The organism is Bradyrhizobium sp. URHA0013, assembly GCF_000518345.1.
Classification (GTDB): Bacteria; Pseudomonadota; Alphaproteobacteria; order Rhizobiales; family Xanthobacteraceae; genus Bradyrhizobium.
On record NZ_JADK01000003.1, the window covers coordinates 1,266,762 to 1,290,784 of the forward strand.

Annotated in this window: 24 protein-coding genes; 8 read left to right on the top strand and 16 right to left on the bottom strand. The window is 65.2% G+C overall.

The window, feature by feature from the left end; all coding sequences use genetic code 11:
* Positions 1–152 precede the first annotated feature (152 nt).
* Together N551_RS0106140 and N551_RS0106145 are read right to left on the bottom strand one after the other, a co-directional pair.
* Positions 153–1,097, bottom strand: coding sequence for a hydroxymethylglutaryl-CoA lyase (locus tag N551_RS0106140; RefSeq protein WP_027566202.1), 945 nt, complete (start codon positions 1,095–1,097; stop codon positions 153–155).
* Entirely contained in the window at positions 1,094–2,287 is a 1,194-nt protein-coding gene (locus N551_RS0106145; RefSeq protein ID WP_027566203.1) for a CoA transferase, read from the bottom strand. Before N551_RS0106145 ends, N551_RS0106140 begins: the two co-directional genes overlap by 4 nt.
* A 192-nt stretch (positions 2,288–2,479) precedes the next feature.
* On the opposite strand from N551_RS0106145, the gene N551_RS0106150 reads away from it, so the two are divergent.
* Positions 2,480–3,220, top strand: a complete 741-nt coding sequence (locus tag N551_RS0106150; protein ID WP_027566204.1) for a sulfate transporter family protein — start codon at positions 2,480–2,482, stop codon at positions 3,218–3,220.
* Between the two features lie 6 nt (positions 3,221–3,226).
* Here the strand turns inward: N551_RS0106150 and N551_RS0106155 are convergent, their stop codons facing one another.
* Genes N551_RS0106155 through nth form a run of 3 tightly spaced genes read right to left on the bottom strand, consistent with a single transcriptional unit; the run spans position 3,227 to position 6,763 of the window.
* On the bottom strand, positions 3,227–4,855 hold the full coding sequence (locus N551_RS0106155) for an MFS transporter (protein WP_027566205.1): 1,629 nt from the start codon (positions 4,853–4,855) through the stop codon (positions 3,227–3,229).
* Positions 4,842–5,978 (bottom strand): HlyD family secretion protein, encoded by a 1,137-nt coding sequence (locus tag N551_RS0106160; RefSeq protein ID WP_027566206.1) that lies wholly within the window; start codon positions 5,976–5,978, stop codon positions 4,842–4,844. Before N551_RS0106160 ends, N551_RS0106155 begins: the two co-directional genes overlap by 14 nt.
* A gap of 32 nt (positions 5,979–6,010) precedes the next feature.
* The gene (nth, locus tag N551_RS0106165) at positions 6,011–6,763 is read right to left on the bottom strand and encodes an endonuclease III (RefSeq protein ID WP_027566207.1); all 753 of its coding nucleotides are present in this window, start codon (positions 6,761–6,763) and stop codon (positions 6,011–6,013) included.
* Between the two features lie 22 nt (positions 6,764–6,785).
* On the opposite strand from nth, the gene N551_RS0106170 reads away from it, so the two are divergent.
* Complete coding sequence (locus tag N551_RS0106170) at positions 6,786–7,319, top strand: DUF2244 domain-containing protein (RefSeq protein ID WP_027566208.1); 534 nt, start codon at positions 6,786–6,788, stop codon at positions 7,317–7,319.
* A 56-nt stretch (positions 7,320–7,375) separates the two neighbouring features.
* The gene (locus tag N551_RS0106175; protein WP_027566209.1) at positions 7,376–8,272 is read left to right on the top strand and encodes a bifunctional helix-turn-helix domain-containing protein/methylated-DNA--[protein]-cysteine S-methyltransferase; all 897 of its coding nucleotides are present in this window, start codon (positions 7,376–7,378) and stop codon (positions 8,270–8,272) included.
* 93 nt (positions 8,273–8,365) lie between these two features.
* Here the strand turns inward: N551_RS0106175 and N551_RS0106180 are convergent, their stop codons facing one another.
* From N551_RS0106180 to dnaK, 8 genes are all read right to left on the bottom strand, one after another.
* On the bottom strand, positions 8,366–8,989 hold the full coding sequence (locus tag N551_RS0106180) for a 2,3-bisphosphoglycerate-dependent phosphoglycerate mutase (RefSeq protein ID WP_007598504.1): 624 nt from the start codon (positions 8,987–8,989) through the stop codon (positions 8,366–8,368).
* Positions 8,990–9,065: 76 nt separating this feature from the next.
* Positions 9,066–9,881, bottom strand: a complete 816-nt coding sequence (dapB, locus tag N551_RS0106185; RefSeq protein ID WP_027566210.1) for a 4-hydroxy-tetrahydrodipicolinate reductase — start codon at positions 9,879–9,881, stop codon at positions 9,066–9,068.
* A 171-nt stretch (positions 9,882–10,052) separates the two neighbouring features.
* Positions 10,053–10,364 (bottom strand): DUF1330 domain-containing protein, encoded by a 312-nt coding sequence (locus tag N551_RS0106190; RefSeq protein ID WP_027566211.1) that lies wholly within the window; start codon positions 10,362–10,364, stop codon positions 10,053–10,055.
* A gap of 23 nt (positions 10,365–10,387) precedes the next feature.
* Entirely contained in the window at positions 10,388–11,098 is a 711-nt protein-coding gene (pyrF, locus tag N551_RS0106195) for an orotidine-5'-phosphate decarboxylase (RefSeq protein ID WP_027566212.1), read from the bottom strand.
* Between the two features lie 6 nt (positions 11,099–11,104).
* Complete coding sequence (locus N551_RS0106200; protein ID WP_027566213.1) at positions 11,105–11,683, bottom strand: NADPH-dependent FMN reductase; 579 nt, start codon at positions 11,681–11,683, stop codon at positions 11,105–11,107.
* Between the two features lie 57 nt (positions 11,684–11,740).
* On the bottom strand, positions 11,741–12,340 hold the full coding sequence (locus N551_RS0106205) for a class I SAM-dependent methyltransferase (RefSeq protein WP_007598495.1): 600 nt from the start codon (positions 12,338–12,340) through the stop codon (positions 11,741–11,743).
* Positions 12,341–12,428: 88 nt separating this feature from the next.
* Positions 12,429–13,565 carry a molecular chaperone DnaJ gene (gene dnaJ / locus N551_RS0106210; RefSeq protein WP_027566214.1) on the bottom strand — a complete coding sequence of 379 codons (1,137 nt, stop codon included), beginning with the start codon at positions 13,563–13,565 and terminating at the stop codon, positions 12,429–12,431.
* A 260-nt stretch (positions 13,566–13,825) separates the two neighbouring features.
* Positions 13,826–15,727, bottom strand: a complete 1,902-nt coding sequence (dnaK, locus tag N551_RS0106215; protein WP_027566215.1) for a molecular chaperone DnaK — start codon at positions 15,725–15,727, stop codon at positions 13,826–13,828.
* 395 nt (positions 15,728–16,122) lie between these two features.
* On the opposite strand from dnaK, the gene N551_RS0106220 reads away from it, so the two are divergent.
* Positions 16,123–17,064, top strand: a complete 942-nt coding sequence (locus tag N551_RS0106220) for a hypothetical protein (RefSeq protein ID WP_027566216.1) — start codon at positions 16,123–16,125, stop codon at positions 17,062–17,064.
* 144 nt (positions 17,065–17,208) lie between these two features.
* A complete protein-coding gene (gene pncA, locus N551_RS0106225) occupies positions 17,209–17,931 on the top strand; it encodes a bifunctional nicotinamidase/pyrazinamidase (RefSeq protein WP_027566217.1) in 723 nt (240 codons plus the stop codon).
* A 75-nt stretch (positions 17,932–18,006) separates the two neighbouring features.
* Here the strand turns inward: pncA and grpE are convergent, their stop codons facing one another.
* A complete protein-coding gene (gene grpE / locus N551_RS0106230; protein WP_007598484.1) occupies positions 18,007–18,621 on the bottom strand; it encodes a nucleotide exchange factor GrpE in 615 nt (204 codons plus the stop codon).
* A gap of 96 nt (positions 18,622–18,717) precedes the next feature.
* Positions 18,718–19,806, bottom strand: coding sequence for a heat-inducible transcriptional repressor HrcA (gene hrcA, locus N551_RS0106235; protein WP_007598483.1), 1,089 nt, complete (start codon positions 19,804–19,806; stop codon positions 18,718–18,720).
* A gap of 181 nt (positions 19,807–19,987) precedes the next feature.
* On the opposite strand from hrcA, the gene rph reads away from it, so the two are divergent.
* The 3 genes from rph to hemW are packed head-to-tail and all read left to right on the top strand — an operon-like array spanning position 19,988 to position 22,549.
* Positions 19,988–20,701, top strand: coding sequence for a ribonuclease PH (gene rph / locus N551_RS0106240; protein ID WP_027514789.1), 714 nt, complete (start codon positions 19,988–19,990; stop codon positions 20,699–20,701).
* Between the two features lie 11 nt (positions 20,702–20,712).
* A complete protein-coding gene (gene rdgB, locus N551_RS0106245; RefSeq protein WP_027514790.1) occupies positions 20,713–21,348 on the top strand; it encodes an RdgB/HAM1 family non-canonical purine NTP pyrophosphatase in 636 nt (211 codons plus the stop codon).
* Positions 21,349–21,364: 16 nt separating this feature from the next.
* A complete protein-coding gene (gene hemW, locus N551_RS0106250; RefSeq protein WP_051462611.1) occupies positions 21,365–22,549 on the top strand; it encodes a radical SAM family heme chaperone HemW in 1,185 nt (394 codons plus the stop codon).
* 51 nt (positions 22,550–22,600) lie between these two features.
* On the opposite strand, the gene N551_RS0106255 is transcribed toward hemW, so the two are convergent.
* Complete coding sequence (locus N551_RS0106255; protein WP_027566219.1) at positions 22,601–23,854, bottom strand: penicillin-binding protein activator; 1,254 nt, start codon at positions 23,852–23,854, stop codon at positions 22,601–22,603.
* Positions 23,855–24,023: the final 169 nt, after the last annotated feature.

Genomic DNA, 24,023 nt, shown 5'->3' on the forward strand with positions numbered 1-24,023 from the left:
GAGAGGGTGGCTCGCCGCGAAGCGGCGAGACGGGTGAGGGGTATGTCTCCGCGACTACTCCTCTTCGAGCCCGCAGAGAGAAACCCCTCATCCGGCGCTTCGCGCCACCTTCTCCCACAAGGGGAGAAGGGAAGAGCATTCCGCTTGCGGATTTAAGCCGCTTTCGCACTCCCGCCCGGCAACCCGGCCCGCGCGATGCCGCCATACAGCGTTTCGTTCGGCATCTCCTCGCGCAGGATCCTGCGGACCGCGATCAACTTCTCCAAGTCGATGCCGGTCGGAAAACCCTTGCTCTCGCACAGGAAGACGAGATCCTCGAACACGACATTTCCGGTCGCACCGGGCGCGAAGGGGCAGCCGCCGAGGCCGCCGAGCGAGCCGTCGAGGATACGCGCGCCTTCGTCGAGCGCGGCGGCCGCGTTCGCGATGCCCATGCCGCGGGTGTCGTGGAGATGGATGCAGATCGGCTTTGACCCTGCAAGCTTCACGGCGGCGCGCGTCAGCTCCGCCACCTGCTTCGGCCCGGCATAACCGACGGTGTCGGCGATGCCGACGAAATCGACACCAGCCTCCAGGCATTTGTCGACCAGCCGCAGCACCTCCGCAGGGTCAACCGCCCCGGTGATCGAGCAGCCCAGCGCCATCGAGATCGCCGCGTTGACGAGCGGCTTGTGGCTGGTGGCATCGCGCAGCTCGCACAGGCGTTTCAGATTGGCGATCGCGGACTCGCGCGAGCGGTGCGCATTGGCCTGGCTGTGCTCTTCCGTTGCCGAGACCACCGAGGCGATCTCGCCGACGCCGGATTCCAGCGCCTCGTTGACGCCGCGCTCGTTGAGCGCAAGCGCGATGCCATGCGCGCCGGGCAATGAAGCGACGGTCGCGATGACATTACGAACATCGACGAATTGCGGAAACGTCTTTGCCGGCAGGAACGAGCCGACCTCGAAATGCCGCACGCCGGCGGCATATTCCTCGCGCACCCAGCGCTGCTTGGCGTCGGTCGACGGAATTTTCTTCACGAGCTGGAGCCCGTCGCGCAGGCCGACTTCGCGCAGGCTGACGCGCTCTGCGGGGTAAATCCCCTGAATCCGGCTCATCCGCGCCTCCCTGTTGTTTTTGACGTGACGTCTTCGCTTTCGGTGTCGATCTCGGCGCGAACGGCCGCAGTGTCGGCGCCGAGCGGCGCGACCTTCAGGCCTTCGCCGATATGGCTGCCGTTCCATTCGATCGGCAGCGCCGGCACCCGGAACGGCTTGCCGTCGGCGGTGACATTGTTGACGAGCCCACCCGGCCGCAGCACATGTGGGTCGGTGAAGAGATCCTCGGGACGGTTGATCGGCGAGAAGCAGATGTTGAGCGCATCGAGCCTCTGCGACAGTTTTGTCACGTCCCATTGCCTGATGATCCCGGCGGCGCGCGGAATGATCCGCCCGCGCGCCAGGATGCGATCGGTCGTGGTGCGCAAGGCGGGATCATCGAGGAATTCAGTCAGGCCGAACTCGCGGCAAAAGCTCTGCCAATGGCCTTCAGTGACGACGCCGATGAAGATGCGCTCGCCGCCGGCGGTCTCGAAGATGTCGTAGATCGGCCAGGCATGCTCGCGCTCCGGCATCGAGCGCGGCTTGTTGCCGGTCATCTCGTATTCGACCATGTGCTGGGCAACCAGGAACAGGCAGTTCTCGAACAGGCCGATGCGAATGTCGGCGCCATCGCGTTTTCCACCGCGCTTCTGATAGAGCGCCGCGAGGATCGCGATCACGCCGAACATGCCGCCCATGATGTCGTTGGCGGACGAGCCGACGCGCTGCGGCTTTTCGCTGGTGCCGGTCATGGCGGCAAGGCCCGCCATCATCTGCACGACCTCGTCGAGCGCGGGGCGGTGCTCGTAGGGACCCGAGAGAAAACCCTTGTGGCCGGCGATGATCAGCTCTGGATGCCGGCGGCGCAGTTCGTCGGCGCCAAGCCCCTGCTTCTCAAGCTGGCCGTCGCGAAAATTCTCAAGGAACACGTCGGCCGTCGCCAGCAGCCGGTGCATGGTGTCGCGATCCTCAGGCTTCTCGAAATCCAGCACCACGCTGCGCTTGCCGCGGTTGAACAACGGGAAGAAGGCGGTGCCCATGCCCCCCAGGCTTCGGGTCTTGTCGCCCGCGGGCGGCTCGACCTTGATCACGTCGGCTCCGAGTTGTGCCAGGATCATGCCGCAGGTCGGGCCCATGACCATGTGGGTCATCTCGACGACGCGGACGCCTGCAAGCGGCAATCCGGCCGCCGATTCTTCCATCGCCATATAAGCCTGTTCCTTTGCGCGGCTGGTTCCGCGTGCTGTCAACCGGGTTGGTGAAGCAACGGTCTTGCCGAATTCATCGTGGCTTCGTTGATGCGAGCGGTCAATCCGGCCATAAGCGGTGCCGCCGATCTCCCTTGCCGAAGTGGCCCGGGGTGTCTACCTCTCGCGGGTGATGTCGTGAGAGGAACTCCCATGCTGGATGCCGCCGTCAAGGCGCTGTCGCAAATGATTTCGCCGCCGATGCGCTCGATCCTGTGGCGGTCGATCGGCGTCGCACTGGTGCTGATCATCGTGCTGGCGATCGGCTTGCAGCGGCTCCTGAGCTGGTTTGCGACCTATGGCGAGGCCTGGCTGGAAGGCCTGCTCGGTCCGGGCTGGCACTCATCGCTCGAGGTGTTGTCCTGGATCATTTCGATCGCCGCGGGCCTCGGCGTGGTGTTCGGGGCTGTGTTCCTGATGCCCGCGATTACCTCGGTGGTGGCGAGCCTGTTCGTGGACGACGTCGCCGACATCGTCGAGCGCGAGCACTATCCGGCCGAGCGGCCGGGCGTCGCGCTGCCGTTCAGCCAGGCGATCTACGAGGGTGTCAAGACCGCGCTGCTGACGATCCTGGTCTACCTGATCGCCTTGCCGCTGGTGCTTTTCGCGGGCGCCGGTTTCCTGGTCTTCTTCCTCGCCACCGCCTGGCTGCTCGGCCGCGAATATTTCGAGCTCGCGGCGATGCGGTTTCGCTCGCCGGAAGAAGCCAAGGCGATGCGGCGCGACAATGCCGCAACCATCTTCACCGCGGGCCTGTTCATCGCAGCCTTCGTCTCGATCCCGATCGTAAACCTGGCGACGCCGATCTTCGCCATGGCCTTCATGGTCCACATGCACAAGCGGCTCTCAGGCCCGCGGCCAGAGCTGATCGAGCCAGCGCGGCAGATGCGGTGACGGCGTCTACGTCAGCGACAGCCCGCATTTGCGCAACAGCATCCTGGCGAAGCCGAACGGCGCTGGCGTGAACGGGCCGGGCGGCGCACGGGTGACCAGCGCGACGACGCCGAGCGCGGCCATCGCCACCCAGAAGCACAGCCAGAAGCCGTCGATATAGGCGAGCACATTGGCCTCGCGCTGAACCAAGCCCGCGAGCGTGCCGACCGCGCGGGCCTGGGCCGAACCCGCACCATGGGCCGCAAAATGGTCGGCGAGCTGTTTCAGCATGCGGACCACGTCGACGTCACCGACGCCGAGATTCTGGCCGAGATAGAAGGAATGGATCTGCTCGCGGACGCGCAGCCACGTCCCCATCAACGCCACGCCGATCTCGGCGCCGCCGAGCCGCATGATCTGGATATAGGCGGCAAACGAGGTGGCACGGCTCGGATCGGAGTTGGACAGCAGCGTGATGATCAGCGGCAGCAAGGTCAGCGATTGCCCGATGGCCTGGAGCAGCACGATGCCGGCGAAATCCTCGCGCGCCCAATCATGACTGAGCTGCGTGCCCCAGAGATTGGCGGCGGCGAAGCAGGCAAATCCCACGACCACCACCGTCCGCGTATCGAAATGCCGCAGCAGCCAGATCGAAAGCGGCACCAGCACGAACATCGGCAACGCGCCGTAGGTAAGCAGCAGCAAGCCACTCTGCTCCGGCCTGAGCAGGGCGATGGTGGCGAGGAAATTCGGCACCAGCGACGCGTTGGAGAGGCTGGTCAGCGTGTAGAGCAGAATCAGGACCAGCCCCAGGCCGATATTGCGCGAGAACAGCACGTTGATATGCGCCCATGGCTGTCGCACCAGGGCCTCGTTGACGAGGAAGCCCGCGACCAGCACCGCGCCGGCAATGATCAACGCCATCACCGTTCCCGACCCCAACCAGTCCAGCCGGTTGCCCTGGTCGAGCCCAGCATAGATCATCGAGACGCCGGCGCCGAGCAGCAGCATGCCGCCCCAATCGGCCTCGCGCAGCAAAGCGCGATTCACCGGCTCGTTCGGCGTGCCCCAATAAACCATCAGGCCCATCAGGGGCGCGATCACGACGCTCTGCCAGTACAGCCATTGCCAGCCGAGATGGTCGACATAGAAGCCGACCAGCGAGCTCGAGGTGTCCAGCGCGAAGCCGACGCGGATCGAATAGATCGAGATCGCCGGGAGCCACCAGCGGATCGGCAAATTGCGGAACACGATCATCAGCGTCGCAGGCACGAAGGTGCCCAGCAAGAGGCCATGCACGACGCTGAGCGCGAGCAATGTCGGATAATCGTGCACGAACGGGATGATCAGCGAGACCGCGGCATAGACGAGGCTGGGGATGCCCAGCACGCGGCGCAGACCGAATACGGTGGCAAGCCAGGCCACCGCGGGCGCGATGAAGATCTGCGAGCCGATGCCCGCCGTGGAGAGCCATGCGCCTTCGTCGAACGAAAGCGAGAACGCGCCGCGCAGGTCCGGCAAGCCAATCGTGGTCAGGCGGCTGTCGAAATTGGCGAGGAACGAGCCGAGCAGCACTGCCGCCACCGCAAACAGCGGCTGCGGGGCGACGCCGCCGCGCGAGAGCGGCCCGCGGCTGGAATCGTCATTTTCCGCCATTACCGGCCTTGGTGTCGATGCTGGTGACGACCGACATGCCCGGCACCAGCCGCGCCAGCAGCGGCTGGTTGTCGTCGAACTGGATGCGCACGGGAATGCGCTGCACGACCTTGGTGAAATTGCCTGTTGCGTTGTCCGGCGGCAGCAGCGCGACCTGCGCGCCGGTTGCGGGCGCAATGCGCTCCACCCGGCCGCGCAGCTTCTCACGCGGGAAACTATCGACGGTGATCTCGACCGGCTGGCCCGGTGCGACGTGGGTAAGCTGGGTCTCCTTGTAGTTCGCGATCACGTAGACCTTCGGCAACGGCACGACGTTGATAAGGTTGGTGCCGATGTTGACGTAGTCGCCGGGTTGGACCTGGCGCTCGCCGACGACGCCGTCGAACGGCGCCGATATCTTGGTGTAGCCGAGCTTGAGCTTCGCACTCGCCAGCGTCGCCTTGGTCGCTTCGAGATCGGCGGCACGCTGTTTCCTGGTGCCTTGCAGGACTTCGAGCTGGTGCTGCTGGGCCGCGATCACCGCGCGGCTCGCGCGCACGTCGGCCTGCGCCTTGGCGTAGCCTGCGACCGCCTGCTCGAACCGCTGCCGCGTACCGGATTCGGTCTGCGATAGGGACTGCTGACGCTCCTGCTCCTGCCGCGCCTCGACCTCCACGGCTTCGGCCGAGAGCCGCGCGGCTTGCGCCTGCGCGATCGTCGCATATTGCAGCTCGATCTGGTTGGCCAGATTGTCGAGCACGGCTTGCGCGGCGGCGACCGCCGCTTCGGACTGCGCGACTTGCGTCTGATAGTCGGCAGGATCGATCTGGATCAGGAGATCGCCGGCCTTGACGCGCTGGAAGTCGGTGACCCCGACGCTCAGCACTTCGCCGGAGACGCGACTGGCGAGCCGCGTCAGCTCGGCGCGCACATAGGCGTCGTTGGTGGTCTGGACCACCGAATTGCCGACCCATTCGTCGAAGCGCTGCGTTGCCAGCGCGACGAAGCCGAGCGCGACGATCACCGCGAACAGCGGAATCGCGAGCCGGCTCCACAGCGAACTCGCCGGTCGCTGCGTTGGCTTCGGTGGCGGCGCCGGTGTGGCAGCAGGTGGCGACGACGGGATTTGTTCCTGCTGACTCACGATAGACTCCAAACCACTTTTCCGAACGCCAGTCAGACCGTCTTTTCCGGCCACCTACAGAGATCGTTGATCAGGCATACCTCGCAGCGCGGCTTGCGCGCGAGGCAAGTATAGCGGCCATGCAGGATCAGCCAATGATGGGCATGCAGCATGAACTCGGCGGGGATCACCTTTTCGAGACCGAGCTCGACCTCCAGTGGCGTCTTGCCAGGCGCGAGGCCGGTCCGGTTGCCGACGCGGAAGACATGCGTGTCGACCGCCATGGTGTGCTCGCCGAAGGCCATGTTGAGCACGACATTGGCGGTCTTGCGCCCGGCACCCGGCAACGACTCGATGCCGGCGCGCGTGCGCGGCACCTCGCCGCCGAACTCGCTGAGCAGCTTCGCCGACAACCCGATCACGTTCTTCGCCTTGGTGCGGTAGAGGCCGATGGTCTTGATGTACTCGCGCAGGCGTTCCTCGCCGAGGTCGAGCATCTTCTGCGGTGTGTCGGCGATCGCAAACAACGCACGCGTCGCCTTGTTGACGCCGGCGTCAGTCGCCTGCGCCGACAGCACCACGGCGACCAGCAGCGTAAAGGGATTGACGTGCTCGAGCTCGCCTTTCGGCTCCGGGTTGGCCTTGCGGAAACGGCTGAAGGCCTCGTGGACCTCGGGCGGCGTCCAGGGCTTCATGGCCTTAAGCGATTTCTTCGCGGGTCCCTTCGGTTTGGCCGCGACCGGCTTTGCCTTTTTCTTCGGCACGGACGTTTTACGCGGGACCGGCTTGCGGGTGATTTTCGCCATGATCGGGATATACTGAGGGACGATGACCACAGGCAACGAAATTGAGCGCGAACGATCCGGAAGCGAGGCCGAGCCTCAGATCTTTTCCGCGCGCCTGACACCGCACCGCTCGCTGAACCGCACCGGCTTCCTCGCCGTGATGCTGTTCCTGAGCGCCGTCAGCTTCGTCACCGGCCTGGTCTTCCTGATGATGGGCGCCTGGCCGGTGTTCGGCTTCTTCGGCCTCGATGTGCTGGTGATCTGGTGGGCCTTTAAAGCCAATTTCCGCGCGGCGCGGGCCAGCGAGGAGATCGTGGTCACACCATCTGAATTGCGCGTGCGTCGCGTCAGCCAGCACGGCCAGGTGGTCGAGTGGACCTTCAACCCGCTCTGGGTCCGTCTCGACATGGAAATCGACGAGGATTTTGGCATCGAGCACCTCTATCTGATCTCGCGAGGTCACCAGATCCAGATCGCCCGCTTCTTGGGACCGGACGAAAAGGCACGTTTTTACAAAGGTTTGGTTGAGGCGTTAAATGCCGCCCGGCGCGGCCCGACCTACAATCCGGTCACCTGATTTGCGGATCGGAAATCGGGTGGTTTCGCACCCCGCCCTCTCCTACATTTCCAATCATGATGACACTCGCGATACATGACCAGCGCCTGGCCGGGCCGGGCACCCAGAACGCCGCGATGCGCGACTATGATTCCGTGCGTCGGGCGATCGCCTTCATCTCCGAAAACTGGCGCGCACAGCCGACCATCGAGGCGATGGCGGATGCGGCCGGCGTCACGCCGGACGAGCTGCACCATCTGTTCCGCCGCTGGGCCTCGATCACGCCGAAGGCTTTTATGCAGGCGCTCACGCTCGATCACGCCAAGGGCTTGCTCAGGGACTCCGCGAGCATCCTCGACGCCGCGCTTGATTCCGGTCTGTCGGGTCCGGGCCGGCTGCATGATCTCTTCGTCACCCATGAGGCGATGTCGCCGGGCGAATGGAAGAACGGCGGCGCGGGGCTCATCCTGCGCTACGGCTTCCATCACTCGCCGTTCGGCACCGCGATCGTGATCGCGACCGATCGCGGATTGTCGGGACTCGCCTTCGCCGATCCCGGTGAGGAACAGGTGGCGCTCGCCGACATGACGCGGCGATGGCGCAACGCAACCTATGTCGAGGATCACGAAGGCACCGCGCCCTTGGCGCAGCGCATCTTCGACACAAAACTGTGGCGGCCGGACCAGCCACTGCGCGTGGTGATGATCGGCACCGATTTCGAGGTCCGGGTGTGGGAGACGTTGCTGAAGATCCCGATGGGCCGCGCGGTGTCCTATTCGGACATCGCCTGCAACATCAACAGCCCGAAAGCCTCACGCGCCGTCGGCGCTGCCGTCGGCAAGAACCCGGTGTCGTTCGTCGTGCCCTGTCATCGCGCGCTCGGCAAGAGCGGCACGCTCACCGGCTACCACTGGGGCATCACCCGCAAGCAAGCGATGCTGGGCTGGGAGGCTGGGCAGCTCGGGATGCAGTAATAGTTACTACGCGTAAACTGCCCCACATCGTCGTCCTGGCGAAGGCAAGGACGACGCCCAGTGTTTGGCCGGCTCCGCCGCGCGCGAACGTCTTTAACCCGCCAGATCCAACTTCGAGGCCACCGTCGAATCCGCATTGAGACGGTAGATGATCGGCACGCCGGTGGCGAGCTCGCGCTTCAAAATGCCTTCGGGCGAGAGCTTTTCCAGCACCATGATCAGCGCGCGCAGGGAGTTGCCGTGGGCGGCGACCAGCGTGCGCTTGCCGTTGAGCACGCCGGGCAGGATCTCCTGCACGTAATACGGCAGCGCGCGCGCGAGCGTGTCCTTCAGGCTTTCGCCGCCGGGCGGCGGCACGTCGTAGGAGCGGCGCCAGATCAACACCTGGTCCTCGCCCCATTTCTTGCGGGCGTCGTCCTTGTTGAGGCCTGAAAGATCGCCATAGTCGCGCTCGTTCAGCGCAAGGTTCTTCGTCGTCGGCAGGCCCTTCTGATCGAGCTCGCCGAGAATGAGATCGAGCGTGTGCTGTGCGCGCGTCAACACCGAGGTGTAGGCAACGTCGAACACGAGGCCCTGCGCCTTCAGCTTGCGGCCGGCTTCCGAGGCTTCCTTCACGCCGAGTTCGGTGAGGTCAGGATCCTTCCAGCCCGTGAACAGGTTCTTCAGATTCCATTCGCTCTGGCCGTGCCGCACCAGCACGAGAAGACGTTCGCTCATTGACTGCTTTCCGTTTCGTTCGTTGGCTAAGCATGATCGTGTCGGAAAACCGCTTCACACTTTTCCGGATCATGCTTCAGATGTCAGACAGGCCGAGCACGTCGGCCATGGAGTAGTGCCCCGGCTTCTTGCCATGCGCCCAGAGCGCGGCCTTCAGCGCGCCATGGGCGAACAGCATGCGATCCTCCGCGTGATGCGACAGCGTCAGCCGCTCGAACGCGCCGAGGAAGCTCACGCTGTGATCGCCGGCCGCGGTGCCGCCGCGCAGCGACGCAAAGCCGATGTCGCCGGGCTTGCGCGCGCCAGTGATACCGTCGCGACCGCGATCTGCATGCTCGTCGAGCGCGATGCCACGGCCGCTAGCGGCCGCCTGGCCCAGCATCAGCGCCGTGCCCGAGGGCGCGTCGATCTTCATGCGGTGATGGGTCTCGACGATCTCGATGTCGAAGCTCTCGTCGAGCGCCTTGGCGACGCGCTTGACCACGGCGGCGAGCAGATTGACACCCAGGCTCATATTGCCGGACTGCACCACGACGGCGCGGTTGGTGACGCTCTTGATCACGGCGTTGTCGGAGCCCGACAGCCCGGTCGTTCCGACCACGTGCACGAGGCCGCGCTCGGCGGCGATCGCGACATTGGCCAAGGTCGCCGCGGGCACGGTGAAATCCAGAATGCCGTCGGCGTCCTTTGACAACGCCCAGAGATCGCCGGAGAGTTTGATGCCGTTGGCCGGCAGGCCTGCGAGCACGCCGGCATCCTTGCCGAGCAGCTCCGAGCCCGGTGCCTCCAGCGCGCCGGCCAGCACCGCGCCTTTGCTTTCGGCAATCGCCCGCGTCAGCGCCCGGCCCATCCGGCCGCCGGCTCCAGCAACAATCAAGCGCATGTCGGACATGGTGCGATCCTCTCACGGTCGTTGTAGCGGGGGGAGGCAGTTCCGGCAACCGAGGGGCAAACGCCACCGTCATGCCCGGGCTTGTCCCGGGCATCCACGAACGGCCACGCATATGAGACCGAAGACGTGGATGGCCGGGTCAGGCCCGGCCATGACGGAGCTGAGCGCGCCTCAGCCGTCTGACGGCTGCGGGCCGTCATAGCCCTCGATGATGATGAGGTCGGCGACGGAGTGCGGCTGGCGCACCTTGATGTTGGCTTGGTATTCCGGCGAGTTGTAGCAGGCGATCGCGGTCTCGTAGTCCGGGAATTCGATCACGACGTTGCGGGTGCGGCTGGCGCCTTCGACGGTGGTGAACTTGCCGGCGCGAACGACGAAGCGGCCACCCCATTTCTTGAAGATCGGACCATTGGCGACGGCATAGGGCTTGTAGCCCTCGTCGCTGCTCACATCGACGCGTCCGATCCAGTAGCCTTTTGCCATTGTTCTTCTCCCTGTGTTGTTGATTAGCCGAGCGCTTGCGCGATCTCGGCCTGGATGGCCTCGGCAATCGCCTTGGGGTCCGTGGCTTCCACCACCGGCCGACCGACGACGAGGTGGTCCGCGCCGGCCGCAATCGCGCGGCCCGGCGTCATGATGCGTTTCTGGTCGCCGCTCGCCGCGCCGGCCGGCCGGATGCCGGGGGTGACGAGGCTCATCTGGTGGCCGACGATCTTGCGCAAGGCTCCGACTTCCTCGGGCGACGATACCAGCCCGTCGATGCCGAGCACCTGCGCCTGCTGCGCGCGCGCTTCGACGAGCTCGGAGACGCCGAGCCGGAAGCCTGCCGCGTGCAGATCGTCCTCGTTGTAGGACGTCAGAACAGTGACGGCGAGGATCTTCAGGTTCGAGCCGCCGCGACCTTCGACGGCACCCTTCATGGTCTGCGGATAAGCGTGGACCGTGAGGAAGGTCGCGCCGAGTCTTGTGATGCTGTCGACGCCCTGCGCCACGGTGTTGCCGATGTCGTGCAGCTTGAGATCGAGAAAGACCTTCTTGCCCTTGTCGGCGAGCTTGCCGACCAGCGGCAGGCCGCCGGCATAAGCCAGCCGATAGCCGATCTTGTAGAAGGTGACGCTGTCGCCGAGCCGGTTGACCATCGCTTCCGCGGCATCAATGCCGGGCAGATCGAGCGCGACGATCAGGCGGTCTTTCGGGGCAATCTCGGCTGGCGTCATGTCACCTCACATCATGCGTTGGGAAATGTCGATCAACTGCCGCACCAGTTCCTTCAACGCGGCGATATCGCCCTCGTGCTTCAGCCTGTCCATATCGTCATAGGCCTGGTCGGCAAAGGCGAGCGTGAGCTGGCTGGCAATCACATTGGCGTGGCAGGAGGTCAGGATCAGCCGCAGCGCCTGCAGCGCGCGAGCCGCGCCAAGCCGGCTCTGCGAGGCGCCGGCGAGTGCGAAGACACGGTTGCGGAACACCTCGCCACGGGGCTCGTGCAGCTCATGCACGCGGCTGACCCAGTCGATCGCGTTCTTCAGCAGCGGCGGCACCGAGGCGTTGTATTCGGGCGAGACGATCAGCACGCCGTGATGCGCGCCGATCATGCGCTTGAGATTGATCGCGTGCTTGGGCACACCCGACTTGGCCTGCAGATCGCCGTCATAGATCGGCAGCGGAAAATCGGCGAGCGAGATGCGGGTGACGTCGACGCCTGCCTGGTCGAATGCATAGGCGGCGACCGCTGCCAGCTTCGCATTATGCGAGCCGGTGCGCAGTGAGCCGGGAATGATCAGGACTTTCGGTGCGGACATCCGCTTCCATGCGTTCGGCGAAACGAGCCCGCCACGCAAACAGGAATGCCGGCGGAATTAGTCCTTGCGATACACCCAGACGCGGGCCGGCGGAAGGTTCATCCAGATCCGTTCCGAGGCCTCTGTGGACACGCCGGGCAGCGATTTCGGAATCGGCGGCACCACCGCATAGGTGAACTGGACGAAGGGCGCACCGGGCGCCAGCGCCGTGAAGGCGTCGCGAATGAGCCGCAGCCGCGTCAGCATCGGTTTTGTGACCAGCGGGAGGCCAGAGACGACCGCGGAGGCCGGCGCGCTCAGCACGTTCCAGAGCGTGTCGCGCAGGCGATAGGCATCACCCTGCACCACCTTGGCCTGCGGATAGCGGTCGCGCAGCAGGGCGCAGAAGCCTGGATTGTATTCGACGAGGACGAGGCGCTTCTGGTCGACGCCGCGCTCGACCAGGGCCGAGGTGATGGCGCCGGTGCCGGGCCCGAGTTCGACCACCGGTGCGTCCGAATTGACGTCGACGTAGTGGGCCATGGTCCGGGCCAGCAGCTTGCCCGACGGCATCACCGCGCCCATGTGGAGGGGCTTTTCGATCCATGACCGGAGAAAACGCACCTCGTCATCGAGACGGGGCTTCTTCAACGCACGCGCGGACGATGGCAATGGCATGTCGGGACCGGCCGGGACCGCGTGACCGCGGCGTGTCAGAAAATGGTCATAAAGACGTATAGGCCGAAGGCGGCACGGTCAAGACGCGTCAACTCGCGCGATTACCGAAGAAATCCTTGACCTTGGTGAAGAAACCCTCGGATTCCGGCTGGGTGTTGCCGGAGGAGAGTTTTTCGAACTCGGCCAGCAATTCCTGCTGCTTCTTGGTGAGATTTTGCGGGGTCTCGACCACGACCTGAACATACATGTCGCCCATCTGGCGCGAGCGCAGCACCGGCATGCCTTTTGATGCGATGCGGAATCGGCGGCTGGACTGGGTCCCCGCGGGGACCTTCACCTTGGTCTTGCCCTTCTCGATGGTCGGCACCTCGAATTCGCCGCCAAGCGCCGCCGTCACCATCGAGATCGGCACACGACAATGCAGATCGGCGCCGTCGCGCTGGAAGAACTGGTGCTGGGCCAGCGACAGGAAGATGTAGAGGTCGCCGGGCGGGCCGCCGCGGACCCCGGCCTCGCCCTCTCCGGCGAGCCTGATCCTGGTGCCATCCTCGACTCCAGGGGGAATGTTGACCGACAGATTCCGCTCGCGGGTGACACGCCCCTGACCCGAGCAGGACGGGCAGGCGTCTTCGATCATCTGGCCGCGCCCCTGGCAGCCCGGGCAGGTGCGCTCCAGCGTGAAGAAGCCCTGCGACTGCCGTACGCGTCCGGCGCCGCCGCAGGTCGAGCAGGTCTTCGGCTTGGTGCCGGCCTTGGCCCCGATGCCCGAGCAGGCTTCGCAGGTGACCGAGACCGGGATCTCGATCTGCGCAGTCTTGCCGCCAAAAGCTTCCTCGAGCGTGATTTCCATGTTGTAGCGCAGGTCGGCGCCGCGCTCGCGGCCGCCACGGCCGCCGCGCTGTCCGGCCATGCCGAACAAATCTTCGAAAATGTCGGAAAAGGAGGAGGCGAAGCCCGCGCCGAAACCGGGGCCGCCACCGCCGCCGCCCTGCTCGAAGGCGGCATGACCGAAACGGTCATAGGCGGCGCGCTTGTCCTTGTCTTTCAGGACCTCGTAGGCTTCGTTGATTTCCTTGAATTTGACTTCGCTGGTGTCGTCCCCGGGATTGCGGTCGGGGTGAAACTTCATCGCCAGCTTGCGGAACGACGATTTCAGGACGGAATCGTCGGCATCGCGTTCGACTTCGAGGGTTTCGTAATAGCAGCGCTTGGTGGACGTGGACATGATGAGCTCAGTCTATCCGATCGCGATTCAAGTCGGAGCGAAGCAACGTCGCCATGCAACGATATAGGCAGCCTTCCGCCTCGCGGCAGAGGATTGCACGGCAGCATTCAGAATAACGGCTGGGAATTGATCGATCGTAACGGGGCCGATTTTAGCAAGGCCTTGCCCCGTCGAGCCCGACACGATGGCCTCCCCCGCGAGGGAGGAGGCCGTTGGCGCGTGTGGGGTCCAAGCCGTCCGCATCATCACCCTCGCGGGGTTCAGGCGGACTTCTTGTTGTTCTTGTCGTCGTCGACTTCGGTGAACTCCGCGTCGACGACGTCGTCCTTGGCCGCATCCTTCTTGGCGTCGGCCTCGGCCTGCTGCTTGTACATGGCCTCGCCGAGCTTCATCGACGCCTGGGCCAGCGTTTGGGTCTTGGCCTTGATGGCTTCGGCATCGTCGCCCTTCAGCGCTTCCTTGAGGTCGCTGACCGCATCCTCGATCGCGCGGCGCTCGGTCTCTGCGACCTTCGAACCGTGCTCGGCCAGTGCCTTTTCGGTCGAATGCACCAGTCCATCCGCGTCGTTCTTGGCAGTCACGGCCTCGCGGCGCTTCTTGTCCGCCTCGGCATTGGCCTCGGCGTCCTTGACCATCTTCTCGATGTCGGCTTCCGACAGACCGCCGGAGGCCTGGATGCGGATCTGCTGCTCCTTGGACGTGGCCTTGTCCTTGGCCGAGACGTTGACGATGCCGTTGGCGTCGATGTCGAAGGTCACCTCGATCTGCGGCATGCCGCGCGGGGCCGGCGGAATGCCCATCAGGTCGAACTGGCCGAGCATCTTGTTGTCGGCCGCCATTTCACGCTCGCCCTGGAAGACGCGGATGGTGACCGCGTTCTGGCTGTCCTCGGCGGTCGAGAACACCTGGCTCTTCTTGGTCGGGATCGTGGTGTTGCGGTCGATGATGCGGGTGAACACGCCGCCCAGCGTCTCGATGCCCAGCGACAGCGGGGTCACGTCGAGCAGCAGCACGTCCTTCACGTCGCCCTGAAGCACGCCGGCCTGGATCGCGGCGCCGATCGCCACGACTTCGTCCGGGTTGACGCCCTTGTGCGGCTCCTTGCCGAACAGCTGCTTCACGACTTCCTGGACCTTCGGCATGCGCGACATGCCGCCGACCAGCACCACTTCGCCGATCTCGGCGGCAGTGAGGCCGGCATCCTTCAGCGCCTTGCGGCAGGGCTCGACGGTCTTCTGGACGAGGTCATCGACCAGCGCCTCGAACTTGGCGCGAGTGAGCTTCATCGTCAGATGCTTCGGGCCGGTCTGGTCCGCGGTGATGAAGGGCAGGTTGATCTCGGTCTGCGTCGTCGACGACAGCTCGATCTTGGCCTTTTCAGCAGCTTCCTTCAGGCGTTGCAACGCGAGCTTGTCGTTGCGCAGGTTGATGCCCTGCTCCTTCTGGAATTCGTCGGCCAGATAGCCGACCAGGCGCATGTCGAAGTCTTCGCCGCCGAGGAAGGTGTCGCCGTTGGTCGACTTCACCTCGAACACGCCGTCGCCGATTTCGAGAATCGAGATATCGAACGTGCCGCCGCCGAGATCGTACACGGCGATCGTGCCGGTCTTGGTCTTGTCGAGGCCATAGGCGAGCGCGGCCGCGGTCGGCTCGTTGATGATGCGCAGCACTTCAAGGCCCGCGATCTTGCCGGCGTCCTTGGTCGCCTGGCGCTGGGCGTCGTTGAAGTAGGCGGGCACGGTGATGACGGCCTGGTCGACCTTCTGGCCCAGATGGGCTTCCGCGGTCTCCTTCATCTTCTGCAAGATGAACGCCGAGACCTGCGAGGGCGAGTAGGTCTGGCCGTCGGCCTCGACCCAGGCGTCGCCGTTGGAAGCCTTCACGATCTTGTACGGAACGAGCTTCTTGTCCTTCTCGACCATCGGGTCGTCGTAGCGGCGGCCGATCAGGCGCTTCACTGCGAAGAACGTACGCTCTGGATTGGTGACGGCCTGGCGCTTGGCAGGCTGGCCGACGAGGCGCTCACCGTCGTCCGTCACGGCGACGATCGAAGGCGTCGTGCGCATGCCTTCGGAATTCTCGATGACTTTGGCGTTCTTGCCATCCATTACGGCGACGCACGAATTCGTGGTGCCGAGGTCGATCCCGATGACCTTTCCCATGGTCCTGTATCCTTGTTTTTGCGGCAGGTTGGCTGGGCCCAGAAGGCACCCGAACCGAAACCCCCTAAGATCAAACATTCGCGATATTGCGATGGTTGACGCTCATATAGGAGGGGGGGAGGGGCCCGCAAGGACCGAACGCAAGTTTCGGCCGTGAAAACATTGGGTTTTGGAAGATCATATCCGGGCTGAACCGCCTTGCGGGTGAGGAATTATTAACAGGTCCCGCGATCGGCCGGCATCCGCTACCGCGTTCCGCCCTGCCCTGTTGCGGCAAGACCAAACCCGCTAAAAGGCGGGCGGCCGGGCGGGCTCGTCATCGGGCTGCGTCGCGCGACAAAGCGGCCCGGTGGCCGACCATCGAACGGCCTCAATGTGAACCAATCAGAGTGCCCATGAAGCTGATCCGCCCCCTTGCTGCGCTCGCCCTCCTCGTTGCCTCTGCGCTTCCGGCTCTGGCTGCCGACGCCGTTTTCCCACCCGGCTTGCGCCTCGGCATGGTGCCATTGGTCGGTCTCAACACGGCCAAGACCTTTCCCGGCTTCGAGAGCGAGGACGGCAACGTCAAGGTGCTGATCACAGAACTGCCGCCGGCGGCCTATGGCGAGGTCGTGAGCGCCTTCAACTCCAATCCAGCCGGAGCCAACGGCGTCAAGCAGGACAAGATCGAGACGCCCGCGGGTCTTGCCTATTTCACGACCGAGAGCGGCAAGGCCGGCGAGACCCCGGTGCGGCGCTATTCGATGATCGTGCCGGGGGCCGGCTTCTCCGGCTATGTCGCGGTGCAGATCCCGGAGAATGCGATCAAGATCTACACCGACGAGGCGGTGCGGCAGATGTTTGCGAGCGTCGTCACCCGCAAGCAGGTCTCGGCCGAAGAGCAGATCGCGCTGATGCCGTTCAAGATCACCGATCTCGCCGACTTCAAGGACGTTCGCACGCTGGCGCCGGGCTCGAGCATCATCCTGGCCGACGGCGACGAGAGCTCCGGCTATGAATCGAAGCCGTTCATCATCCTCGGCGTGATTGGCGCCACCCCGCAAGCCGCCGACGACCGCGCCCGCTTCGCCCAGGAGGCGGCGCTCCAGATTCCCGGCGTGCGCGAGTCGCGCGTCACCATGTCCGAGCCGATCCGCATCAGCGGCCAGCAGGGTTTCGAGACCCGGATCGACGGCGTCAGTGGCAAGGACAAGACGCCGGTGACTGTGGTGCAGTGGATCCGCTTCAGCAGCGGCGGCGCCTCGCTGCGCATCATCGCCAGCGCCCCGCGCGAGCAATGGCCGGCCGCCTTCACCCGCTTCCGCGCGGTCCGCGACGGCATCCAGCCGAAGGGCTAGCCCGACACTCATCGTCGTCCCGGCGAAGGATCCGGTCAGCAGCCCAACCACTCGCCAAAGCCGGCTGCATTTTCGGGCTTCTGTTCGTATACGAACGGAACTAGGCTCCCCTTCCGTTGAGTTCATCCTGGAGGGAGGCGAATGATGCTGGATCGGCGACAAGTCTTGGCGGCGCTCGGGACGAGCGCGCTCGTGGCGCTCGCGCCAACCGCGATTCTTGCGGCCACATCGATCAAGCCGGACGATGCATCCGCGCTGCTCGTGATCGACGTGCAGAATTGCTTCCTGCCCGGCGGCAGCCTTGCCGTGAAGGAAGGCGAGCAGGTGGTGCCGGTCATCAACAAGATCTCGAAAGCGTTTTCGAACGTGGTGATGACGCAAGACTGGCACACGCAAGGCCATGTTTCCTTCGCATCAGTCCACGCCGGCAAGAAGCCGTTCGAGACCGTCGATCTTCCCTACGGCAAGCAGGTGCTGTGGCCCGACCATTGCGTGCAGGGCACCGACGGCGCCGCGCTGTCGAAAGACCTTGCGATCCCGCACGCCGAGCTCATCATCCGCAAGGGTTTTCACAAGGACGTCGACAGCTATTCGGCCTTCCTCGAAGCCGATGGCAAGACCTCGACCGGCCTTGCCGGCTATCTGAAGGGGCGCAAGATCAAGCGTGTCTTCGTCGCGGGGCTGGCGACGGATTTCTGCGTGGCCTGGACCGCGCTCGACGCGCGCAAGGCGGGCTTCGAGGTCTATGTGGTGGAAGACGCCTGCCGCGGCATCGACAATCAGGGTTCGCTCGCAAAAGCCTGGGCCGATATGGCCAAGGCCGGCGTGAAGCGGATTCAGTCCGCGGATATCGCGGCGAGCGCGTAAGAGGCGCGACCGAACTGCAAGACCCTCATCCCGAGGAGCGCGCTTCTTAGCGCGCCTCCTCACCATGAGGATCGATCAGTTCGCCGCGCCGTTCGGCTCGTTGCTGTTGGCGGGCGCGGCCTTGGCGCCGCCCTTGGCGACACCGACCAAGGCAGGACGCAGCACGCGCTCGCCGATGGTGTAGCCGGCCTGCATGACCTGCACGACGGTGCCCGCGGGCACCGATGCATCGGGCACCTCGAACATCGCCTGCTGGAAGTTCGGGTCGAACTTCTGGCCAAGGGGGTCGAACTTCTTCACGCCGTGTTTTTCCAGCGCGCTGAGCAGCGAGCGCTCGGTCAGCTCGACGCCCTCGATCAGCGAGGCGAGGCCTGCATCGGCCGCCGCACGGGCCTCGGCCGGAACGGCATCGAGCGCGCGCTGGAGGTTGTCGGCGATGTCGAGCACGTCGCGGGCAAAGCCCGTGACGCCGTAGAGCTTGGAGTCCGCGACCTCCTTGGCAGTGCGCTTGCGCAAATTCTCCATCTCGGCCAGCGTCCGCAGCATGCGGTCGCGCGCCTCGGCGACTTCCTTCTGCAGAAGCTCGACCGAGCCCGGCTCGGGATCGTCGGGCATGATGTAGGGTTTTGACACCACGGGCTCGCCGGCCGCAGCACTCGTGTCTTCGGGTTGCCGGTCTCGATCGGTCATCGGCTCTCTTTTCGCATTCGTCTCAGGGGGTTTCTGGCCCGCATATCGTGCTTCGGGCGCCGAAAATCAAGCTCCCGTGATCGGGGGAGACGCCGGTCAGCCCCCCAGGAGCCGGCTGACGATGCGGGCAGCGTAGTCCACGGTCGGGATCACGCGGGCATAATTCAGCCGCGTCGGCCCGATCACACCCAAAACGCCGACGATATGGCCGGCAGCGTCCCGATAGGGCGAGATGATGGTGGACGAGCCCGACAGCGAGAACAGCTTGTTCTCACTGCCGATGAAGATCCGCACGCCTTCCGCAGTCTCGGCCCGCCCGAGCAGGTCGATGACCCCGCGCTTGGTCTCGAGATCGTCGAACAGCAGGCGAACGCGCTCGAGATCCTCCAGCGCATGCAAATCCTCGAGCAGATTGGCGTGGCCGCGGACGATGAGCTGCCGATCCTCGTTCTCGCCGCCCGACCAGCTGGCAATCCCGGCCGAGATCACCTTATGCGTCAGCTGATCGAGCTCGGTGCGCGCCTCTCCGAGCGCGGTCTCGAGTTCCAGCCGCGCCTCGGCCAGGGTCCGGCCCCGGATCCGCGCATTGAGGAAGTTGCCGGCTTCGGTCAACGCCGAGGATGGAACTCCCGGCGGCAGCGTCAAAACGCGGTTTTCGACCTGCCCGTCCTCGCCGACCAGGATCACCAATGCCTTTTCCGGTTCCAAGCGGACGAATTCGATATGTTTCAGCCGCGCATTGGATTTCGGCGTCAGCACGACCGCGGCAGCGCGGGTCAGGCCGGAGAGCCGCGTCAATGCCTCCTCGAGCGCAGCCTCCACCGATTGCGCGTGGCCCACGGAGGTCAACTGGCTCTGGATCGCCTGCCGTTCACTGTCATTGAGGTCGCCGACCTGCATCAGGGCATCGACGAAGAAGCGCAGGCCGAGTTCCGTCGGCAGCCGGCCGGCGGAGGTGTGCGGGGCGTAGATCAAGCCGAGCTGTTCCAGGTCGGCCATGACGTTGCGGACGGAAGCGGGCGACAGCGGCATGGCGATCAGGCGCGAAATATTGCGCGAGCCCACCGGCTCCCCGGTCGCGAGGTAGCTTTCGACGATTTGACGAAAGATGTCTCGGGAACGCTCGTTGAGCTGGGCGAGGCCCGCGCGCGGCGCGATCAGATGGATCGGATCGTGATGGGCCACAGACCGTAACTCCTCTCAGATACAGCTAATTTGTCTATCCCTGGGGCTTCTGACAAGCGTGGCGTTCGCGGATTGAAAATCGGGGGTGAATAAGGCCTCGATCTTCCCCCTTGCCGCCCACCCTCACCCCCCCTACAAGCACCGCCAACAGCCCTTTTCCGAGAGTTTTGGAGGATTTCCCATGCGGCCAAGCCGCCGTGCGCCCGACGAATTGCGCCCCGTGACGCTGGAGCGCGGCGTGGTCAAATATGCGGAAGGCTCGTGCCTGGTGAAATTCGGCGACACCCACGTGCTGGTCACCGCCACGCTGGAAGACCGCCTGCCGCCGTGGCTCAAGGGCCAGGGCCGTGGCTGGGTCACCGCCGAATACGGCATGCTGCCGCGCGCGACCTCGGAACGCACCCGCCGCGAGGCCTCGGCAGGAAAGCAGAGCGGCCGCACCGTCGAAATTCAGCGCCTGATCGGCCGCTCGCTTCGCACCATCATCAATCTCGAAGCGCTCGGTGAGCGCCAGATCACGGTCGATTGCGACGTGCTCCAGGCCGACGGCGGCACCCGCACGGCCTCGATCACCGGCGCCTGGGTCGCCCTCGCCGATTGCATCACCTGGATGAAGGCGCGCAACATGGTCAAAGCCAATGTGTTGCGCGACAACGTCGCCGCGATCTCCTGCGGCATCTACAAGGGCACGCCCGTGCTCGACCTCGACTATGCCGAGGACTCCGAAGCCGATACCGACGCCAATTTCGTCATGACGGGCGATGGCCGCATCATCGAAGTCCAGGGCACCGCGGAACGCGAGCCGTTCACGGAAGCCGAGTTCCTGGCGCTGATGGCGCTGGCGCGCAAGGGCGTGGCGCGTCTCGTGGACTTGCAGAAACTGGCGGTAGCGTAGTCAATAGGCCGATGCATCGCCGAATCACCGGAAAGCTCGTCATCGCGACCCATAATCCCGGCAAGCTCGCCGAGATGAAGGAGCTGCTCGCGCCTTACGGCATCGAGGCGGTGTCGGCCGGCGAATTAGGCCTTCCGGAGCCGGAAGAGACCGGAAACGATTTCCGCAGCAACGCCGCGATCAAGGCGATCGCGGCAGCGCAGGCGACCAAGCTGCCGTCCTTCGCCGATGATTCCGGCATCGTGGTCGACGCGCTCGACGGCGCGCCCGGCATCTACTCGGCGCGCTGGGCCGGGCCGAACAAGGATTTTGCCGCGGCAATGGCGCAGATCGAACGACTGTTGCAGGAGCGCGGCGCGACCACGCCCGCCAAGCGCAAGGCGCATTTCGTTTCCGCGCTCTGCGTCGCATGGCCCGACGATCATCTCGAAGAGGTCGAGGCGCGCGTCGACGGCACGCTGGTGTGGCCGCCGCGCGGCACCGCCGGCTTCGGCTACGACCCGATGTTTTTGCCCGACGGCCACAGCCGCACCTTCGGCGAGATGGAGAGCATCGAGAAGCATGGCCTGCCGCCGCTCGGTCTCGGCCTGTCGCACCGTGCCCGCGCCTTCGTGAAACTGGCGGAGATCTGCCTTGAGCCGCGCTAGAGCGTTTTCGAGCGAAGTGGATACCGGTTCGCGCCAGGAAAACGCGTCAAAACAAGAATCCGAAGCCTTCGGCGTCTACGTGCACTGGCCGTTCTGCCTGTCGAAGTGCCCCTATTGCGACTTCAACAGCCATGTCCGCCACGCCGCGATCGACGAGGCGCGGTTTGCGTCGGCTTTCGCGCGCGAGATCGCTGCGACCGCCGAACGCGCGCCCGGCCGCGAAGTCACCTCGATCTTTCTCGGCGGCGGCACACCCTCGCTCATGCAGCCCGCAACCGTCGGCGCTGTGCTCGATGCCATCGGCAAGCACTGGATTGTGGCGAAAGACGTCGAAGTCACGCTGGAGGCAAACCCGACCAGTGTCGAGGCTACGCGCTTCGCGGGCTATCGCGCCGCCGGCGTCAATCGCGTCTCGCTCGGCGTGCAGGCGCTCGACGATGCCTCGCTGAAGGCGCTGGGTCGCATGCACAGCGCGCGCGAGGCACTCGACGCGGTCGCCATCGCGCGCCGCTCGTTCGATCGTTATTCGTTCGACCTGATCTATGCCCGTCCCGACCAGACGCCGGCGATGTGGGCCGATGAATTGCATCTCGCGATCGGCGAGGCGGCCGAACATCTGTCGCTCTATCAATTGACGATCGAAGAAGGCACGCCGTTCTTCGGCCTGCATCAGGCCGGCAAGCTGAAGACGCCGGATGAGGCGGTCGCACGCGCGCTCTACGACGTTACCCAGGAGACCTGCGACAGACTCGGCCTGCCCGCCTACGAGATTTCCAATCACGCGCGGCGCGGCGCCGAGTGCCGGCACAATCTGGTCTACTGGCGCGGCGAGGAATATGCCGGCATCGGCCCCGGTGCCCATGGCCGGCTCGACATCGACGGTATCAGGCACGCCACCGCCACCGAGAAGCGTCCCGAAGCCTGGCTGATGCGGGTCGAGACCAACGGCCACGGCGTCGTCACCGACGATCTCCTCAACAGCGAAGAACGCGCCGACGAATTTTTGCTGATGGGGTTGCGCCTCGTCGAGGGCATCGACCCCGAGCGCTACCGCGCGCTGTCAGGCCGCTCGCTTGATCCCAAGCGCATCACGCTGCTGCGCGAAGAAGGCGCGATCACGGTGGATGCAACCGGCCGCCTGCGCGTGACCAGCAGCGGTTTTCCGGTGCTGGACGCGGTGGTCGCCGATCTCGCGGCGTAAGGTCTCTCCATCGTCGTTCTGGCGAAAGCCAGGACGACGTCGAGGAAACAGCTACGCTCCAAAACTCTTCGGCGAGCCCGCCACGGCCACGCCGCCGCCGGTCGTGACCTTCATCACCGCAAGGCCCCGCTCGTTGGTGCCGTCGGCGCGGAAGCGGAACAGGCCGTCGATGCCGGCGAATCCGGAAGGATTGGTGAGCACGTCGGACGAGAAGCGCGTGGTGCCCTGCGTGCGCGCCAGCGCGGCGACCAGGGCGACGGCGTCATAGGCGAGCGTGGCCGTACGGATCGGCTCGGCGCCGTATTTGGTGCGATAGCGGCCGGAGAAGGCGCGGAAGCCGGCCGGATCGGGCGCGGCGTAGAGGCCGCCCTGCAAGCTTGAGCTGGCATAGACGCGCGGACTGTCCCACAGGCCGGTGCCGAGCAGCTGGATATTGCGCAGATTCGCACCCGCCGCGCTCATTGCATCGGCGACCGAGACGACGGCGTCGCCATCATCGGCGATGAACAGCGCATCGGCGCTGCCGAGCTGCTGCGCCACGGTCCGGGCCGGCGTGGCGCGATCGGCGCCGTATTTCTCGAACGCGACGATGCGCCCGCCGCGACGCGGCACCGCCGCCTTCACCGCGGCCTCGACCACGTTGCCATAGGCATTGTCGGGCACGAGCACGGCGACGGAGCGCTTCCCGATGCTGGCGGAATATTCGACGATGCGGTTGACGTCGGACTCCGGCAGGAAGCTCAGGAGATAGACACCGCGGCCGGCGATGCTGGAATCGGTCGAGAACGCCATCACCGGAATGCCGCGCGTGCGCGCGATCTGCGCCACCGCAGGCACCGATTGCGCGAACAGCGGACCTAGGATGATCTCGGCGCCTTCGTCGACCGCCTGCTGCGCACTGGCCTGCGCGCCCTGCGGGCTGCCATTGTCGTCCTTGATCAGGAGCTGGATGTTGGGATTCTGGAACTCGGCCAGCGCCATCTCGGCGGCATTGCGCATCGACTGCGCGGCGAGGCCGGCATTGCCGGATGCCGAGAGCGGCAGGATCACGGCAACCTTCACCCCGCCGGTGCCGGCCGTCGTCGCCTGCTGCGGCGGGCCGGCCGGCTGGGCCGGAGGCGGGGAGGAGCTGCTGAACGGATTGGAGAACTGGCTCAGGCTCTGCTGCACGCCGGCGCAGGCCGACAGCAGCGGAGCGCCGAGCAACAGGCCGAGCGCGCTTCGCCGGGTCGCCCCTGATATCAGGGGCCCCGGAACGGGAGACTCCTCCGGAAGGGAAGATCTGGGATCACGCGGGCCCGTCATGACAGTTTCTCTTCTGACCGACCGTCGCCAGCCGCTCACGATACTCCACGACACCAGTCGTGAATTCAGGCATATTGTCGGCAAATAGTTAACTCAAACAAAAGGATAATGCCCGCTTAACGCGGCTTCCTCTCAAGTTCTGGCTAGCTGTCCGCCGTCCGTCACCTAG